The sequence below is a fragment of the Hydrogenophaga taeniospiralis CCUG 15921 genome (genome assembly GCF_001592305.1).
Taxonomy (GTDB): Bacteria; Pseudomonadota; Gammaproteobacteria; order Burkholderiales; family Burkholderiaceae_C; genus Hydrogenophaga; species Hydrogenophaga taeniospiralis.
The window spans coordinates 88,890-104,077 of the sequence record NZ_BCWR01000016.1 but is presented as its reverse complement, the minus strand read 5'-3'; the positions used below and the strand labels follow the sequence as shown (position 1 = coordinate 104,077).

The window sequence follows — 15,188 nt, the reverse complement described above, 5'->3', positions numbered from 1 at the left end:
CGCGATTCCCCCCCGGGGACCACACCAGCGGTCTGGCGAAGCCAGTCCCGCGGTGTGTGCTGGCACAGACACGCGCTCCGAGTACATGGCTTTGTCGGTTGCTTCGTCCTACCGCGGGCGCTTCGCGCCCTCCCCCACCGGCCCGCTGCACGCGGGCTCGCTGGTCGCGGCGCTGGCCAGTTGGCTCGACGCCCGGGCCCACGGCGGCGTGTGGCTCGTGCGCATCGAGGACGTGGACACCCCGCGCTGCGTGCCCGGCGCCGACCAGCTCATCCTGCAACAGCTCGCCACCTGTGGTCTGGTGAGCGACGAAGCGGTGGTCTGGCAGTCGCAGCGCGGTGCGCTCTACCAGCAGGCGCTGGACGCGCTCATCGCCAGCGGCCGGGCCTACCCCTGCGGCTGTTCGCGCAAAGACATCGAAGCCGCCCTGCAGGCCCGGGGACGGGTCCGCGAACGCCACCACGCCGCGGTCTACCCCGGTACCTGCCGCCCCGAGCACGGCGGCCTGCAGGGCAAGACGGCGCGCGCCTGGCGTTTCTGGCTGGACGCCAGCGCCGGCGACGTGGCCTGGACCGACCGCCGCCTGGGCCCCCAGACGCAGAACGTCGCCACCGACGTGGGCGACTTCATCCTGAAACGCGCCGACGGCCTCTGGGCCTACCAGCTCGCCGTGGTGGTGGACGACGCCGCGCAAGGCATCACCCAGGTGGTGCGTGGCGAAGACCTTTGCGACAACACCGCGCGCCAGATCCTGCTGCAGCGCGCGCTGGGTCTGCCCACGCCGGGCTACCTGCACACGCCCCTGGTGCGGGGTGCCAACGGCGAAAAGCTCAGCAAACAGAACGGCGCCCAGGCGCTGGATCTGGCCGATCCGGTGGCGGCGCTGAACCAGGCGGCCGCCCACCTCGACCTGCCCGGATCGAGCGGGAGCGTGGGCCAGGCGCTGGCTTCCTGGGTCGGGGCGTGGACGTTCGGCGCAGGTCCTGCGAGGCCGTGAAGGGCCGGCCGACCGTGTCTGTCGATCCGTGAGGCTGGATCGGGGTCGAACCCCGCCACCTACAATCTGGCACCCTGTTTCCGCCGTGCCATGACCTCCTCCAGCCCGCCCTCCCCCGCAGAACCCGACCACAACGAGCCCGCCCAGGCCGAGCGCGCCAAGCCTGAAGGCGTGCCCTACATGCGCGTCATCAAGAGCTATGTGTTGCGCGCGGGGCGCACCGGCCCGGGCCAGGCCCGCGCCTACGAACAATTCGGCCCCCGCTTTCTGCTGAACTACGACGCCAATCAGCCACTGGACGTGGCTGCGGCGTTTGGCCGCGAGGCGCCGCTGATCATGGAAATCGGCTTTGGCATGGGGGGCGCCACGGCCCACATCGCCACCGTGCGCCCGGGCGACAACTTCCTGTGCTGCGAAGTGCACGAGCCCGGTGTGGGCGCGCTGCTCAAGCTCGTGGGCGAACAAGGGCTGGAGAACATCCGCATCTTCCGGCACGACGCGGTCGAAGTGCTGGACCACATGCTGCCCGAGGCCAGCCTGGACGGCGTGCACATCTTCTTCCCCGACCCCTGGCACAAGAGCCGCCACCACAAGCGCCGCCTGATCCAGGCACCGTTCGTCAACCGGCTGGCGCGGCACCTCAAGCCGGGCGGCTACCTGCACCTGGCCACCGACTGGGAGCCCTACGCACAGCAGATGCTGGCCGTGCTGAGCGCCGAGCCGCTGCTGAAAAACACCGCCGCACCCGACAGCGACGGCTATGTGCCCAAGCCGGGCTACCGGCCGCTGACCAAATTCGAGAACCGCGGCCTCAAGCTGGGCCATGGCGTGTGGGATCTGGTGTTCCGGCGCGTCTGAGACGCCGCGCGGCGCCCAGAGCAAGCCGACGGCGTGCTCCGCCTCACTCCTCTTCGGGTTCGTCCGGGTCCAGCGCCGCATCGGCGCCGGCGCCGATGATCTTGCCGCCAATGCGCGCCGTGCCCACCGCCGCGTCCACCGCGAGGCCGGCCACGCCCACCACAGCCGACGCGGCCACATCGACCACGGCCACCACGGCACAGCCCCCCAGCAGCAGGGACGACAGGCCCAGCGCAGCCACCAGGCGCAGCCGGCGTGCGTACGGTACGCGCTGGCGTGCGGCGTGGTCCGGGTGCGGTGGGGTAGCGGTGTGGATGGTCAAGGCGGCGTCCTGTGAGCGGGGCCGATGCAGCAGCACGGCGTGGGGGCCCCGAAGGCGCAGAGAATAACCGCATTTCTCTTTCCCATCTCAAGCCGTGGCCCGTCCGTCGAAGAACCCGTTGATCCCCGTGCGCGAGGGCGTCTCGCCCAGTTGCGTGGCGCTGCCGGCCCTCAAGGCCGGTGACCTGCGCTGGCCGGGCGTGATCGACTTTCTGGCCGAGCGTCTGCCCGCAGTGGACCGCGGCGCCTGGGCCGAGCGGCTGACCAACGGCGAGGTGCTGGACGACAGCGGCCTGCCCCTGGCGCCCGACGCTCCCTACCGAGGCGGTGTCCGCCTGTATTACTACCGTGCCCTGCCCGACGAACTGGCCGTGCCGTTTGAAGAAGGCCTGGTGTTCCAGGACACCCATCTGGTGGTGGCGGACAAGCCGCACTTTCTGCCCGTCACGCCGGGCGGACGCTACGTGCAGCAAAGCCTGCTGGTGCGGCTCAAGCGCCGGCTGGGCCTGGAAGACCTGAGCCCGATCCACCGCATCGACCGCGAGACCGCCGGGCTGGTGGCGTTCGCGGTGCGGCCCCAGGAGCGCGCGGCCTACCAGGCGCTGTTTCGCGAGCGCGCGGTGCACAAGGTCTACGAAGCGATCGCACCCTGCCGCGACGATCTGGCGCCAACACAGCTGCGCCGCAGCCGCATCGTGGAAGAAGACGGCGCGTTTTTCCGGATGTGCGAGACCGAGGGTGAGGCCAACAGCGAAACCCGCATCACGCTGCGCGAGCGCCGCGGCGACTGGGCACGCTATGCGCTGGAGCCGGTGACGGGCAAGCGCCACCAACTGCGGGTGCACATGAACGCGCTGGGCCTGCCCATCGCGGGCGACCAGTTCTACCCGCGCGTGCTGCGCGGGCCGCACGAGGCCGAAGACTTCACCGAACCCTTGCGCCTGCTCGCGCAGGCCCTGACCTTTGACGACCCGGTGACCGGTGAACGCCGCAGCTTCCAAAGCCAGCGGGCGCTGGACTGGCCCGCATAGGCCGGTCCAGCGCCCGGGGGTGATCAGGCCTTGATTTCGCGCGCCGAGATCTGGTACTTGAAATCGTCTGGCGCGTAGGAGTCGAGGCGCTCGCCCCCGGTTTCCGCCGCGGGATACATGAAGAAGCCGATCTCGGGCCCCTGGGCGCCTGGCAGCGTGAGGTCGTGCGCCATGTTCCAGCCCATCCAGTTGCCCTCCCAACTGCCGAACAGGGCCTTGTTCACCGGCGACACCAGGGGGTGCTGCGCGGTCTTGATCCAGTCGGGCGCTTCGTGGCGCATCACCTTGGTCACGTCGGCCGGGTCCATGGCCACCCAGCCCAGGCCGTTCAGAAACACCTCGGCGCGGCAGTGCTGCGCGCCCTTGAGGCTGGCCGAGCCGGCGCCCAGCTGCTTGTAGCCAAAGGCCGACGGGGCCAGGCGCACGCCGTACACGTCGCGCGCGGGCACACCCACGGCGCGGCACAGCCCCACGAACAGGGCGTTGAGGTCAGCGCACTTGCCACCCAGGTTGCCGGTCTCCAGCAAGGCCTTGATGTCGCCAGGGCCGCAGCCGCGGGTGGTGGGCTCGCGGTAGGTGTTGGTAACCACCCAGTCGTAGATGGCCTGGGCCTTTTGCACGTCGGTACGGGCACCACGGACGGCCTTCTGCGCGGTGTCACGCACGATGCCGTCGGTGGGCAGCAGCTTGGTCGGCTGGGTCCAGAAACGCAGCGTGGCCGGGTCTTCGCTCACGCCTTTCTGTGCCCAGTCGGCCGCGCGGTTGCGGGTCTGCACACGGCTGGTGAGTTCGACAAAAGGCGCTTTTTCGCCGGCCGCGAATTCCACGTGCAGCATGCGGGCGCCGTAGCGGCCGTCTTCCACCAGCCGGCCCTTGCCGTTGGTGCTGAAGTCGTGCGTCAGGCCACGCTGCCAGTCACTCTCGATGGAGGGCACCGGCAGCCAGGCCTGGGTCTGTCCCTGGGCATCGAGGATGTCCACGCGGGTCGTCACGTCGAAGGTGCGCCAGCCGCTTGGCTGGGGGTTGAAGGCCGGCTGGGCGGCGGCCTGCGCGAACGCGCCAGCGCTGTGAAACAAGGGCACGCTGGCGGCCACGGACGAGGCGGCGCAGCGCAGGAATTGGCGGCGATCGGGGGTCATGAAAGGAACTCCAGAATGATCAGAAGGCCGAGTCGCACACGCAAGGTGCCACGCAAAGCCAGAAAGGCCGGTCAGTGGCTGACCGGGGGGAGCGCGGATTATCCCGTACCGATCAGCGTTGCGTGAGCAGGCGCTCCACCCACCCGAGGGCAGTAGGGCTGCTCCAGTCCACCTCGCCCTGCACCACCTGGCGTGCCCGGCCGTTCGCGTCGATCAGCACCGTGGTGGGAAAGGCGCGTACGCCCCAGGCCTGGGTGATCTCGCCCATCGGGTCCAGCAGCACGGGCAGGGTCAGACCGCTGGCCGCGAGAAAGCGGCGCGCGGTGCGGCCGGACTCCCGGTAATTGAGCGCCAGCACCACCACCTTGTCTTCGCCCAGCCACTCGGGCACGGCCTGCAGGGTGGGCATCTCCGCACGGCAGGGTGGGCACCAGGTGGCCCAGAAATTGAGCAGCACCACACGGCCCTTGAAGTCCGCCAGACGCACGCGCTCGCCTTGCAGGTTCTGCGCCTCCAGCGCCGGCGTGGGCCGCTGCGCGGGCCAGTCGCTCAGCTGGTAGCCCGGGCTTTTGCCAGTAGCGGCAGCGGTCGCGGGCAAAGCGGGGGCGGGCAGCGCGCCGGCCATCAGGCCCAGCGAAGCGCCGAGCAGGCCGCGGCGCGTCAGGCCGTTTTTCACAGGCGCTCGGCCACCCAGCCCTGCACCGAAGCCAGGGCCTTGGGCAGTCCGCCCGCGTCGGTGCCTCCGGCCATGGCCATGTCGGGCTTGCCGCCGCCCTTGCCGCCGACCTGCTGGGCCACGAAGTTCACCAGCTCGCCGGCTTTCACCTTGCCCATGCTGTCGGCCGTCACGCCCGCGGCCAGCTGCACCTTGCCGCCGTCCACCGCGGCCAGCACGATGGCGGCGGTTTTCAGCTTGTCTTTCAGCTTGTCCAGCGTGTCGCGCAGGGTCTTGGCGTCTGCCCCGTTGAGCACGGCGGCCAGCACCTTGATGCCTTTGACATCCACGGCCTGGGCCATGAGTTCGTCACCCTGGCTGGAGGCGAGTTTGCCTTTGAGCGCGGCGACTTCTTTTTCCAGCGCGGCCCTTTCGGCGCGTTCTCTCTGCAGTCGCTCCTCCAGCTTGTCCGCCGTGGTTTGGTAAAAGCTCTGGACAAACCCAACCTGACTTTCCATCTCCTGCAAATAGGTCAAAGCGTTGAACCCAGTGACCGCCTCGATGCGGCGCACGCCCGCGGCCACGCCGCTTTCGCCCACCACCTTGAACAGGCCGATGTCGCCCGTCGCCTTGACGTGCGTGCCACCGCACAGTTCTTTGCTGGAGCCGATGCTCAGCACGCGCACGGTCTCGCCGTACTTCTCGCCGAACAGCATCATGGCGCCGGTCTTCTGCGCCGACTCGATGTCCATCACCTGGGCGTTTGCAGCGGCGTTGGCCAGGATCTCGGCATTCACCTTGGCCTCGATCTGGCGGATCTGCGCGTCGGTCACGGGCGCGTTGTGCGCAAAGTCGAAGCGGGTGCGCTCGGCGTTGACCAGCGAACCCTTCTGCTGCACGTGGCTGCCCAGCACTTCGCGCAGGGCCTTGTGCATCAAATGGGTGGCGCTGTGGTTGCGCACGGTGGCGGCGCGCAGTGCCAGGTTCACGCTGGCGGTCACGGTGTCGCCCACGGCGAGCGTGCCCTGCTCCATCGCACCGTGGTGGCCGAACACGTCGGCCTTGATCTTTTGCGTGTCGCCCACGGCGAACTTCGCCGAGCCGCTGGTGATGACGCCTTCGTCACCCACCTGGCCGCCGCTCTCGGCGTAAAACGGCGTGGTGTCCAGCACCACGACGCCCTGCTGACCGGCCTTGAGCTCGGCCACCGCCGTGCCGTCCAGGTACAGCGCCACCACCTTGGCCGGAGCTTCGAGCTTGTCGTAGCCGACGAAGGTGTTGCCGGCACCGGTGTACTCCAGCGCCTTGTCCATCTTGAACTTGCCGGCGGCGCGGCCCTTGGCCTTCTGCGCTTCCATGGCGGCGTGGAAACCGGCTTCGTCCACGGTCACGCCGCGCTCGCGACAGACGTCTTGTGTAAGGTCCAAAGGGAAGCCGTAGGTGTCGTGCAGCTTGAACGCTAACTCACCACCAACAGTCGCAGTCGGAGTGCCAAAGTTGGATACCACCCCTACAGACGCAGCCGCTCCGATTTGAGCATCGAGAATTTCCATGCCGTTGGCCAGCGTCTCGTAGAAGCGCTCCTCTTCCGCCTTCAGCACCTCGGTGATGCGCTGGGCCTGCGACGCCATGTTCGGGTAGGCCTCGCCCATCATCTTCACGAGGTCGGGCACCAGCTTGTGGAAAAACGGCGTCTTCTGGCCCAGCTTGTAGCCGTGGCGGATGGCGCGGCGCACGATGCGGCGCTGCACGTAGCCGCGGCCTTCGTTGCTGGGGATCACGCCGTCGCTGATCAGGAAGGCCGTGGCGCGGATGTGGTCGGCGATCACCTTGAGCGAAGGGTTCGTGAGGTCGGCGGTGCCGGTCTCGCGGCCGGCGGCCTTGATCAGCGCGTCGAAGATGTCGATCTCGTAGTTGCTGTGCACGTGCTGCAGGATCGCGGCCAGGCGCTCCAGACCCATGCCGGTGTCCACGCAGGGCGCGGGCAGCGGCGTGACGGCGCCGGTCTCGTCCATGTTGAACTGCATGAACACGTTGTTCCAGATCTCGATGAAGCGGTCGCCATCTTCATCGGGGCTGCCCGGAGGGCCGCCGGGAATGTGGTCGCCGTGGTCGTAGAAGATTTCCGAGCAGGGGCCGCAGGGGCCGGTGTCGGCCATCATCCAGAAGTTGTCGCTCTTGTAGCGGCCGCCCTTGTTGTCGCCGATGCGGATCACGCGCTCGGGCGGCAGGCCGATTTCCTTGGTCCAGATGTCGTAGGCCTCGTCGTCCTCGGCGTACACGGTGGCCAGCAGGCGCTCGGGCGGCAGCTTGTAGACCTCGGTCAGCAGTTCCCAGGCCCACTTCAGGCTCTCGCGCTTGAAGTAGTCACCGAAGGACCAGTTGCCCAGCATCTCGAAGAAGGTGTGGTGGCGCGCGGTGTAGCCCACGTTTTCCAGGTCGTTGTGTTTGCCGCCGGCGCGCAGGCAGGCCTGCACCGAGGCCGCGCGCACATAGGGGCGCTTGTCGGTGCCAAGGAACACGTCCTTGAACTGGACCATGCCCGAGTTGGTGAACATCAGCGTGGGGTCGTTGCCGGGAACGAGCGGGCTGGACGCCACCACGGTGTGGCCCTTGGAGGCGAAGAAGTCCAGGAAGGTCTTGCGGATGTCGGCAACGGAAGCGGGACGGGTCATGGTGGCCTTGGCGGATGGTTATCGGTCGGAATCGGGTGGGTGCGCCAGCGCATCGGGCAGCACCGAACCAGCTATTTTCGCAAACTGGCGCGCACTGTCCCGAATCCGCCGGATTCAGGGGCTTTCAGCCCGCCTGGGTCTGGGCAGTCAGGAAAGCCAGCACCTGCGGCTCTTCGGTGAAGGCCACGTTGAAGCGAAACCAGGGGCTGGGCTGCAGGTCGGGCGCGAACAGGTGGCCGGGACCGAGCAGGATGTCCTGCTCGGCCGCCTTGTAGGCCAGTTCGGTGGCATTCGGAATCTCGGGGTGGCGTGCCCACAACAGCATGCCGGCCTTGGGTTCGCAGAACAGCTCGAAACCCAGGTTCTCCAGTTGCTGGGCCACGCGCTGGTGCGCCTGCGCCAGGCGCTCGCGCAGGCCGCGCAGGTGCTTGCGCCAGCGCCCGTCCACCAGCGCGCCATAGGCCAGGCGCTCGCTGAACTCGGACGAGGTCAGGCCCGAGATCATCTTGAGCTGGGCGAAGTCTTCCAGCAGGTCAGGCGGCGCCGCCAGGACGCCGACCCGGATGTTGGGCGAGATGGTCTTGGAAAAACTGCTGATGTAGACGACACGCTGCAACTGGTCCAGGCTGGCCAGCGAGGGGCGCGGCTCGGGGTCGAGGTCGGCGTAGATGTCGTTTTCCACCACGGTGAACCGGTGCTGCTCGGCGAGCTGCACCACCCGGTGCAGGTGCGCCAGGTTGGCCACCGAGCCGGTGGGGCTCTGCAGCCGCGGCTGGGTGAAAAACACCTTGGGCTTGTGTTCGATCACCAGCGCTTCGAGCGCGGCCAGGTCGTAGCCGTTGGGCGTGCGCGGCACGCCGATCAGCCTCGCGCCCAGGAAGCGCAGCGAATAAAACAGGTTGGGGTAGCCAGGGTCGTCCACCAGCACGGCGTCGCCCGGGCGGACCAGGCAGCGCGCCACCAGGTCCATGGCCTGGCTGGAACCTTGTGTGAGCAGCACCTGGTCGGCGCTGACGGCGATCTGCTGTTCGGCCAGCATGTCGCGCACCAGCTGGCGCAGCGGCGCAAAACCCTTGGGTTGGCCGTAGCCACCCAGGTCCACGTTGTCGGCCGCCAAGGTGCGCAGGCTGCGCCGCAGGCCTTCCTCAAACAGCCAATTGCCCGGCAGCCAGCCGCAACCTGGCTTCATGCGCAGCGCACGGGCCTCAAACACCTGCCGCAGGTACCACATGGAGTCGAAGTTGTAGTTCGCGGCCTCGGCGGTCACACCACCGGGCGCCACGCGGGGCACGCCCTCGCGGCGGCGCACGAAGAAACCCGAGTGCGGGCGCGAAACGAAATAGCCCAGCGCGACCAGCCGGTCGTAGGCATCGACCACGGTGTAGACGCTCACGCCGTGGGCGTGCGCGAACTGGCGGATGGAGGGGGCCTTGGAGCCCGGGCGCAGGTTTCCGCTCTGGATCAGGTCGCTAAACCCCTCGACGATCTGCACCACCAGGGGCGTGGTGTTTTTGGGGTTCAGGGTGAACATGCTTGGCGTTTCTGCGTTGTTGTGTACCGGTCGATGCGGCTATACAGTGCATCGCGCCGGGGTCGGTGTCTGTATATGTTAGCGCCGGCCCGGGGCCCCTACAGTGTGCGACAGCCTGAATTCTCTTCACCCTCTGGAGCCCTGTATGCAACGCGAATCCCAAGCCACCAACGCCATGCTCATGGCCCGCCGCCAGGCCGCCATCCCGCGCGGCGTGGGCCAAAGCCATGCCATCTTCATCGCCAAAGGCGAAAACGCCGAAGTCTGGGACGTGGAAGGGCGCCGCTACATCGACTTCGCCGGCGGCATCGCCGTGCTCAACACCGGCCACCGCAACCCGGCCGTGATCGAGGCCGTGAAGGCCCAGCTCGACCAGTACACCCACACCTGCTTCCAGGTGCTGGCCTACGAGCCCTATGTGGAACTGGCCGAGCGCCTGAACGCCAAGGCCCCGGGCGACTTCGCCAAGAAGACCCTGTTCCTCACCACCGGCGCCGAAGCAGTGGAAAACGCGATCAAGATCGCCCGCGCCCACACCGGCCGCGCGGGCGTGATCGCCTTCACCGGCGGCTACCACGGCCGCACCCTGATGACGCTGGGCCTGACCGGCAAGGTCGCGCCCTACAAGACCGGTTTCGGCCCCTTCCCAGGCGAGATCTTCCATGCCCGCTTCCCCAATGCGCTGCACGGCGTGAGCGTGCAGGACGCGATCGACTCGGTCGAGCAGATCTTCAAGAACGACATCGAGGCTCGCCGCGTGGCGGCCATCATCATCGAGCCGGTGCAGGGCGAAGGTGGCTTCAACGTGGCGCCGCCCGAGCTGATGCAGCGCTTGCGCGCGCTGTGCGACCAGCACGGCATCCTGCTGGTCTGCGACGAGGTGCAGACCGGCGCCGGCCGCACCGGAACCTGGTTCGCCTGCGAGCAGACCGGCGTGGCGCCCGACCTGATCACCCTGGCCAAGTCCATGGCCGGCGGTTTCCCGATCTCGGCCGTGGTCGGCCGCGCCGAGGTGATGGACGCGCCCGCCGCCGGTGGCCTGGGTGGCACCTACGCCGGCAGCCCGCTGGCCTGCGCCGCTGCCCTGGCCGTGCTCGACGAGTTTGAAAAACACGACCTGCTGCAGCGCAGCCGCGACGTGGGCCAGCGCATCACCGCCAGCCTGCAGGCGCTGGCGAAGAAGCACAAGTGCATCGCCGACGTGCGCGGCCTGGGCGCCATGGTCGCCATGGAACTGTGCAAGAACGGCGACCCGCACCAGCCCGATGCGGACCTGACCAAGGCCCTCGCCGCCGAAGCCACGAAACGCGGCCTGGTCATCCTGACCTGTGGCACCTACGGCAACGTGGTGCGCATCCTGGTACCGCTGACCGTGAGCGATGCGGTGCTGGACGAAGGCCTGGCCATCATCGGCGCGTCCCTCGAAGCCGCCCTGGCGGGATGAGCCCCACCCCTCCCCGCCCGCTCGCGGGCTTGCGCGTGCTCGACCTCTCGCGCGTGCTCGCCGGCCCCTGGGCCGGCCAGTTGCTGGCCGACTATGGCGCCGAAGTGCTGAAGGTGGAGCGCCCCGGCCTCGGTGACGACACGCGCAGCTGGGGCCCGCCCTGGTGGGACGACGGCGCCGAGCGTGTGGCGGCGTATTTCATCTGCGCCAACCGCGGCAAACGCTCGGTGGCGATCGACATCGCCAGCGCCGAAGGCATACAGCAGGTGCGCGAACTCGCGCGCGAGGCCGACGTGCTGATCGAGAACTACAAGGTCGGTCAGCTCGCCAAGTACGGGCTCGATGCCACCAGCCTGCAGGCCATCAACCCCCGCCTGATCTACTGCTCGATCACCGGCTACGGGCAAAACGGCCCGCTGGCACACAAGGCCGGCTACGACTTCGCGATCCAGGCCGAAGCCGGGCTCATGAGCATCACCGGCAACCAGGGCGAAGAACCCCAGAAGGTGGGCGTGGCCGTGACCGACCTGATGACCGGGGTGTACGCCACCACCGCCATCCTCGCCGCGCTGCACGAGCGCGAGCGCACCGGGCGCGGTCGCCACATCGACGCCGCGCTGTTCGACGTGCAGGTGGCCATGCTGGCCAACCAGGGCGCCAACCAGCTGATCGGGCACCAGACGCCGACCCGCATGGGCAATGCCCACCCGAACATCGTGCCCTACCAGGTGTTTCCCACGCGCGACGGCCACATGGTGCTGGCCGTGGGCAACGACGGCCAGTTCGCCCGCCTGTGCGAAGCCGCCGGGCAACCGGCCGTCTCGCGCGATACGCGCTTCTCGACCAACCCGGCGCGGGTGGAGCACCGCGCCACCCTGGTGCCGCTGATCACGGGCTGGACCCTGCAGCGCGACACCGCCGACTGGGTGCAACTGCTCGACCGCGCCGGTGTGCCCTGTTCGCCGATCCTGGACATTGCCCAGGTGATGGCCCACCCGCACGTGGCCGCGCGCGGCCTGCGGCTCACGCCCGGCAGCGACTCGGTGCCGCCGATGATCGCCAACCCCATGGTGTTCGACGGGCAACGCCCCACCGCCGATCTGCCACCGCCCGCGCTGGACGCCGACCCGGCGCGCTGGGTCGGGTAGGCCCCACGGGGCCGCGCCCTTTCCCGGCCTTCATTTACCGCGCGCCGCCTTCGCGCCACAGGCGCACGGCGACCCACCAGCCCAGGCCCGCGTTGGACAGCGCCAGCAGGCTCAAGCCCAGGCGCAGGCCCTCGGCCGGCTGCGCGAGGTGCACATACCAGACGAGCGCGGACGACAGCAGGTTGAACGCCAGCATGACCCAGAACAGGCCACGGCGCGGCTGCCACAGGCGTCTGAGCGAAGACGGTTGAAAAGGCATGCGGTCATTGTGCCGTGGGCACGGTGGCCGCCGCCTCCTGTTCCTGCAACAGGCGCCACATCACCTTGCCGGTCCCGCTCTTGGGCAGCACATCGACCAGTTGCACCGTGCGCGGGCATTTGTAGACCGCCATGTGCTCGCGGCACCAGTCGATGATCTCCTGCTCGCTGGTGCGGCCGCGCGCGCTCTCGCGCAACACCACCACCGCCTTCACGCTCTCGCCGCGGTAGGCGTCGCGGGTGGCGATCACGCAGGCCTCGGCGATCGCCGGGTGCTTGTACATCAGCAGCTCCACCTCGGCCGGCCAGACCTTGAAACCGCTGGCGTTGATCATGCGTTTGAGGCGGTCGGTGATGAAGAAATAGCCGTCCTCATCCACCCGGCCAAGGTCGCCCGAGCGGAAGAAGCGTTTGCCCGCGAAGCTGATGAACGCGGCCTCGGTGGCCTGCGGCCGTTTCCAGTAGCCGTCGAACACCTCGGGGCCGTTGATGATGATCTCGCCCGCCTCTCCCGGCGGCATCTCCTGCAGCGTGTCGGGATCGACCACGCGTGCATCGGTGCTCATGAACGGCACGCCCAGGCATTGCTGCTTCGGGTGGTCGGGCGGGTTGCTGTGCGAGGGCGCGGCGGTTTCGGTCAGGCCGTAGCCTTCGGCGTAGCGCAGACCGAACTGGTCCAGCAGCCGCTGCGCCACCGCCTGGGGCATGGCCGCGCCGCCACCGCCGATGTAGACCAGGCTGGAGAGGTCGTACTGCTCGAAGCTAGGGCTGGCCAGCAGGTCGATCACCATGGTGGGAATGTTGGTCCAGTGCGTGACGCGCCAGGTCGAGATGAGCCGCCCGGCCAGCTCGCGGTCCCAGCGCGGCATGAGCACGATGGTGGCGCCGAGGTACACCCCGGCGTGCATGCCGGCGACCATGCCGGTGATGTGGAACAGAGGCACCACCAGCAGCTGGATGTTTTCCGGCGTGCCATTGCCCCACAGGCAACTGGCCACCGCGTTGTGCATGAGCGTGCGGTGCGGATGCATGCAGCCCTTGGGCAGGCCGGTGGTGCCACTGGTGTAGGGCAGCACGGCCAGGTCCTCGGGCGAGCGGTTGTGCGCGGGCGGCGTGTCCGCGCAGGCCAGCGCGCTGGCCCAGTCGCTCACGCTGCCGCCGGGCAAGGTAGGCACCGGATGGCGGGTGCCAAGCCAGCCGGCCCAGGCCGGCGGTATTTCTGCCCCGGGGCCCATGGCATCGCTGTAGTGGGACACCACCAGATGACGCAGGCGCTCGGCCTCGGGCAGCGCGGCGCTGGCCTGCAGCAGTTCGCCGGCCAGATCGGCCGCCGCGATGGCCACCCGCGCGTCCGGGTCGCTGATGTAATGCTTGAGCTCTTCGGCGCGGTTCATGGGGTTGACCGGCACCACCACCGCGTTGGCCCGCAGGATGGCGAAGTGCGCCACCACCCACTGCGGGCAGTTCTGCATCAGCAGGATCACACGGTCGCCATCCTGCACCCCCTGTTGCCGCAAATGGGCCGCCAGGCGTTCGGCCTGATCGTGCAGTTGCCGGTAGCTCAGCACCTGGTCGAAGAACACCAGCGCCGGCTTGTCGGGGTAACGCAGGGCACTCACGGCCAGGTTGTGCCACAGCGAGGTGGCGGGCGGGCGCAGCCGGTGCGGCAGGCGCGCGGGCCAGAAACAGTGGTGGGCGCGCGTGTCGTCAGAGTGCGCCAACGCGGGCGCAGCGGGGGCGGTGTGACTCATGGGCTTGTCTCCTGGGTCTGCTTTGCCGGCAAGCATACGGGGCGGGCGCGCAACACGACACCCGGGCTTGTCGCGGTTGGGACCGGGCTCGCTGGCATGGAACCTGCTGACGCTCCAACCCAGGAGCGTGAATGGGGCGCGCGTCGATGGACCCATGTTTTTTTTGCATGAACCGCCCACGTAAACCCCGATGACTCGCCCACGAGGGCGGGGCTACAGTCGCTCTGCGGTCCAGCAGTGCCCTTTCCTGGTGCACGTCTGGCCTGACAAATCAACATTCAACCAGCCAATGGAGAGACCCGAATGAAATTGAATTCCCTGAAACTGACCGCTGCCGCCCTGGGCGCTGCCGCCACTCTGATGAGCCTGCCCGCGCACGCCGGCAAGACGCTGGACGCCATCAAGAGCCGGGGCCAACTGGTCTGCGGCGTGAACGTGGGTCTGGCAGGGTTCTCGGCCGCTGACAGCAACGGCAACTGGACGGGCCTGGACGTGGACTACTGCAAGGCCGTGGCCGCCGCCGTGTTGAACGATGCGAGCAAGGTCAAGTGGGTTCCGCTGACGGCCCAGCAGCGCTTCACGGCCCTGCAGTCGGGCGAAGTGGACATCCTGGCGCGCAACACCACCAACACCCTCTCGCGCGACGCCTCCCTGGGTCTGCACTTCGTGGGCGTGAACTACTACGACGGCCAGGGCTTCCTGGTCAACAAGGGCAAGATCACCAGCGCCAAGCAGCTCAAGGGCGCCACGGTGTGCGTGCAGTCCGGCACCACCACCGAGAAGAACCTGACCGACTTCTCGCGCGCCAACAAGCTCAACATCAAGGCCGTCGTGTTTGAAAAACTCGAAGCCTCCACCGGCGCCTACTTCGCTGGCCGCTGCCAGGCCTATACCACCGACGCCTCGGGCCTGGCCTCGATCCGTGCCAAGGAAGCCAAGGTGCCGGCCGACCACGTGATCCTGCCCGACCTGATCTCCAAGGAGCCACTGGGCCCGATGATCCGCCGCGGTGACGACGAGTTCTTCGCCATCACCAAGTGGGTGCTCAATGGTCTGGTCGAAGCCGAGGAATACGGCATCACCCAGGCCAACGTGGAAGAGATGAAGAAGAGCACCGACCCGCAAGTGGGCCGCATGCTGGGCTCCACCGAAGACCTGGGCAAGCACCTGGGCCTGGACAAGGAATGGCTGGCCCGCTCGATCAAGGCCGTGGGCAACTACGGTGAAAGCTTCGAGCGCAACGTCGGTCCCAAGACCCCGATCAACCTGCCGCGCGGCAAGAACAACCTGTGGAGCGCTGGCGGTTTCATGTACGCGGCCCCGCTGCGCTGATCCGGTCTTCACCGGCACCTGGCCCCGAGCTGGCACAGGCCTTCTGCG

Annotated in this window: 13 protein-coding genes; 6 read left to right on the top strand and 7 right to left on the bottom strand. The window is 68.3% G+C overall.

Features of this window, described 5'->3' with window-relative positions:
- Nucleotides 1–85 precede the first annotated feature (85 nt).
- Both gluQRS and trmB read left to right on the top strand, forming a co-directional pair.
- Nucleotides 86–997 carry a tRNA glutamyl-Q(34) synthetase GluQRS gene (gene gluQRS / locus HTA01S_RS18620; RefSeq protein ID WP_068174244.1) on the top strand — a complete coding sequence of 304 codons (912 nt, stop codon included), beginning with the start codon at nucleotides 86–88 and terminating at the stop codon, nucleotides 995–997.
- A gap of 90 nt (nucleotides 998–1,087) precedes the next feature.
- Entirely contained in the window at nucleotides 1,088–1,855 is a 768-nt protein-coding gene (gene trmB / locus HTA01S_RS18615; RefSeq protein ID WP_068174243.1) for a tRNA (guanosine(46)-N7)-methyltransferase TrmB, read from the top strand.
- A gap of 43 nt (nucleotides 1,856–1,898) precedes the next feature.
- Here the strand turns inward: trmB and HTA01S_RS18610 are convergent, their stop codons facing one another.
- A complete protein-coding gene (locus HTA01S_RS18610) occupies nucleotides 1,899–2,177 on the bottom strand; it encodes a hypothetical protein (RefSeq protein WP_245638138.1) in 279 nt (92 codons plus the stop codon).
- A 94-nt stretch (nucleotides 2,178–2,271) separates the two neighbouring features.
- Here HTA01S_RS18610 and HTA01S_RS18605 point away from each other — a divergent pair, with 94 nt between their 5' ends.
- A complete protein-coding gene (locus HTA01S_RS18605) occupies nucleotides 2,272–3,207 on the top strand; it encodes a pseudouridine synthase (RefSeq protein ID WP_068174242.1) in 936 nt (311 codons plus the stop codon).
- 23 nt (nucleotides 3,208–3,230) lie between these two features.
- On the opposite strand, the gene HTA01S_RS18600 is transcribed toward HTA01S_RS18605, so the two are convergent.
- The 4 genes from HTA01S_RS18600 to HTA01S_RS18585 form a co-directional block, all read right to left on the bottom strand.
- Nucleotides 3,231–4,346 carry a transglutaminase-like domain-containing protein gene (locus tag HTA01S_RS18600; RefSeq protein ID WP_068174241.1) on the bottom strand — a complete coding sequence of 372 codons (1,116 nt, stop codon included), beginning with the start codon at nucleotides 4,344–4,346 and terminating at the stop codon, nucleotides 3,231–3,233.
- Nucleotides 4,347–4,458: 112 nt separating this feature from the next.
- Entirely contained in the window at nucleotides 4,459–5,022 is a 564-nt protein-coding gene (locus tag HTA01S_RS18595; RefSeq protein WP_068174240.1) for a TlpA family protein disulfide reductase, read from the bottom strand.
- Nucleotides 5,019–7,676: an alanine--tRNA ligase gene (gene alaS / locus HTA01S_RS18590; RefSeq protein WP_068174239.1), complete on the bottom strand. Its 2,658-nt coding sequence runs from the start codon at nucleotides 7,674–7,676 to the stop codon at nucleotides 5,019–5,021. The genes HTA01S_RS18595 and alaS overlap by 4 nt, the downstream gene beginning before the upstream one ends.
- 124 nt (nucleotides 7,677–7,800) lie before the next feature.
- The gene (locus tag HTA01S_RS18585) at nucleotides 7,801–9,207 is read right to left on the bottom strand and encodes an aminotransferase-like domain-containing protein (protein ID WP_068174238.1); all 1,407 of its coding nucleotides are present in this window, start codon (nucleotides 9,205–9,207) and stop codon (nucleotides 7,801–7,803) included.
- A 145-nt stretch (nucleotides 9,208–9,352) separates the two neighbouring features.
- Here HTA01S_RS18585 and gabT point away from each other — a divergent pair, with 145 nt between their 5' ends.
- Nucleotides 9,353–10,651 carry a 4-aminobutyrate--2-oxoglutarate transaminase gene (gene gabT, locus HTA01S_RS18580; RefSeq protein ID WP_068174237.1) on the top strand — a complete coding sequence of 433 codons (1,299 nt, stop codon included), beginning with the start codon at nucleotides 9,353–9,355 and terminating at the stop codon, nucleotides 10,649–10,651.
- The gene (locus HTA01S_RS18575) at nucleotides 10,648–11,799 is read left to right on the top strand and encodes a CaiB/BaiF CoA transferase family protein (RefSeq protein ID WP_068174236.1); all 1,152 of its coding nucleotides are present in this window, start codon (nucleotides 10,648–10,650) and stop codon (nucleotides 11,797–11,799) included. Before gabT ends, HTA01S_RS18575 begins: the two co-directional genes overlap by 4 nt.
- Nucleotides 11,800–11,833: 34 nt before the next feature.
- Here HTA01S_RS18575 and HTA01S_RS18570 read toward each other — a convergent pair whose 3' ends face one another.
- Nucleotides 11,834–12,058 carry a hypothetical protein gene (locus HTA01S_RS18570; RefSeq protein ID WP_068174235.1) on the bottom strand — a complete coding sequence of 75 codons (225 nt, stop codon included), beginning with the start codon at nucleotides 12,056–12,058 and terminating at the stop codon, nucleotides 11,834–11,836.
- 4 nt (nucleotides 12,059–12,062) lie between these two features.
- Entirely contained in the window at nucleotides 12,063–13,808 is a 1,746-nt protein-coding gene (locus HTA01S_RS18565; protein WP_068174234.1) for a long-chain fatty acid--CoA ligase, read from the bottom strand.
- Nucleotides 13,809–14,111: 303 nt separating this feature from the next.
- On the opposite strand from HTA01S_RS18565, the gene HTA01S_RS18560 reads away from it, so the two are divergent.
- The gene (locus HTA01S_RS18560; RefSeq protein WP_068174233.1) at nucleotides 14,112–15,140 is read left to right on the top strand and encodes an amino acid ABC transporter substrate-binding protein; all 1,029 of its coding nucleotides are present in this window, start codon (nucleotides 14,112–14,114) and stop codon (nucleotides 15,138–15,140) included.
- Nucleotides 15,141–15,188: the final 48 nt, after the last annotated feature.

Excerpts from the sequence above, each read along its gene's own strand:
- gluQRS (WP_068174244.1), top strand. The coding sequence starts at position 86 with ATGGCTTTGTCGGTTGCTTCGTCCTACCGCGGGCGCTTCGCGCCCTCC.
- trmB (WP_068174243.1), top strand. The coding sequence starts at position 1,088 with ATGACCTCCTCCAGCCCGCCCTCCCCCGCAGAACCCGACCACAACGAG.
- HTA01S_RS18600 (WP_068174241.1), bottom strand. The coding sequence starts at position 4,346 with ATGACCCCCGATCGCCGCCAATTCCTGCGCTGCGCCGCCTCGTCCGTG.
- alaS (WP_068174239.1), bottom strand. The coding sequence starts at position 7,676 with ATGACCCGTCCCGCTTCCGTTGCCGACATCCGCAAGACCTTCCTGGAC.
- HTA01S_RS18585 (WP_068174238.1), bottom strand. The coding sequence starts at position 9,207 with ATGTTCACCCTGAACCCCAAAAACACCACGCCCCTGGTGGTGCAGATC.
- gabT (WP_068174237.1), top strand. The coding sequence starts at position 9,353 with ATGCAACGCGAATCCCAAGCCACCAACGCCATGCTCATGGCCCGCCGC.
- HTA01S_RS18575 (WP_068174236.1), top strand. The coding sequence starts at position 10,648 with ATGAGCCCCACCCCTCCCCGCCCGCTCGCGGGCTTGCGCGTGCTCGAC.
- HTA01S_RS18570 (WP_068174235.1), bottom strand. The coding sequence starts at position 12,058 with ATGCCTTTTCAACCGTCTTCGCTCAGACGCCTGTGGCAGCCGCGCCGT.
- HTA01S_RS18565 (WP_068174234.1), bottom strand. The coding sequence starts at position 13,808 with ATGAGTCACACCGCCCCCGCTGCGCCCGCGTTGGCGCACTCTGACGAC.
- HTA01S_RS18560 (WP_068174233.1), top strand. The coding sequence starts at position 14,112 with ATGAAATTGAATTCCCTGAAACTGACCGCTGCCGCCCTGGGCGCTGCC.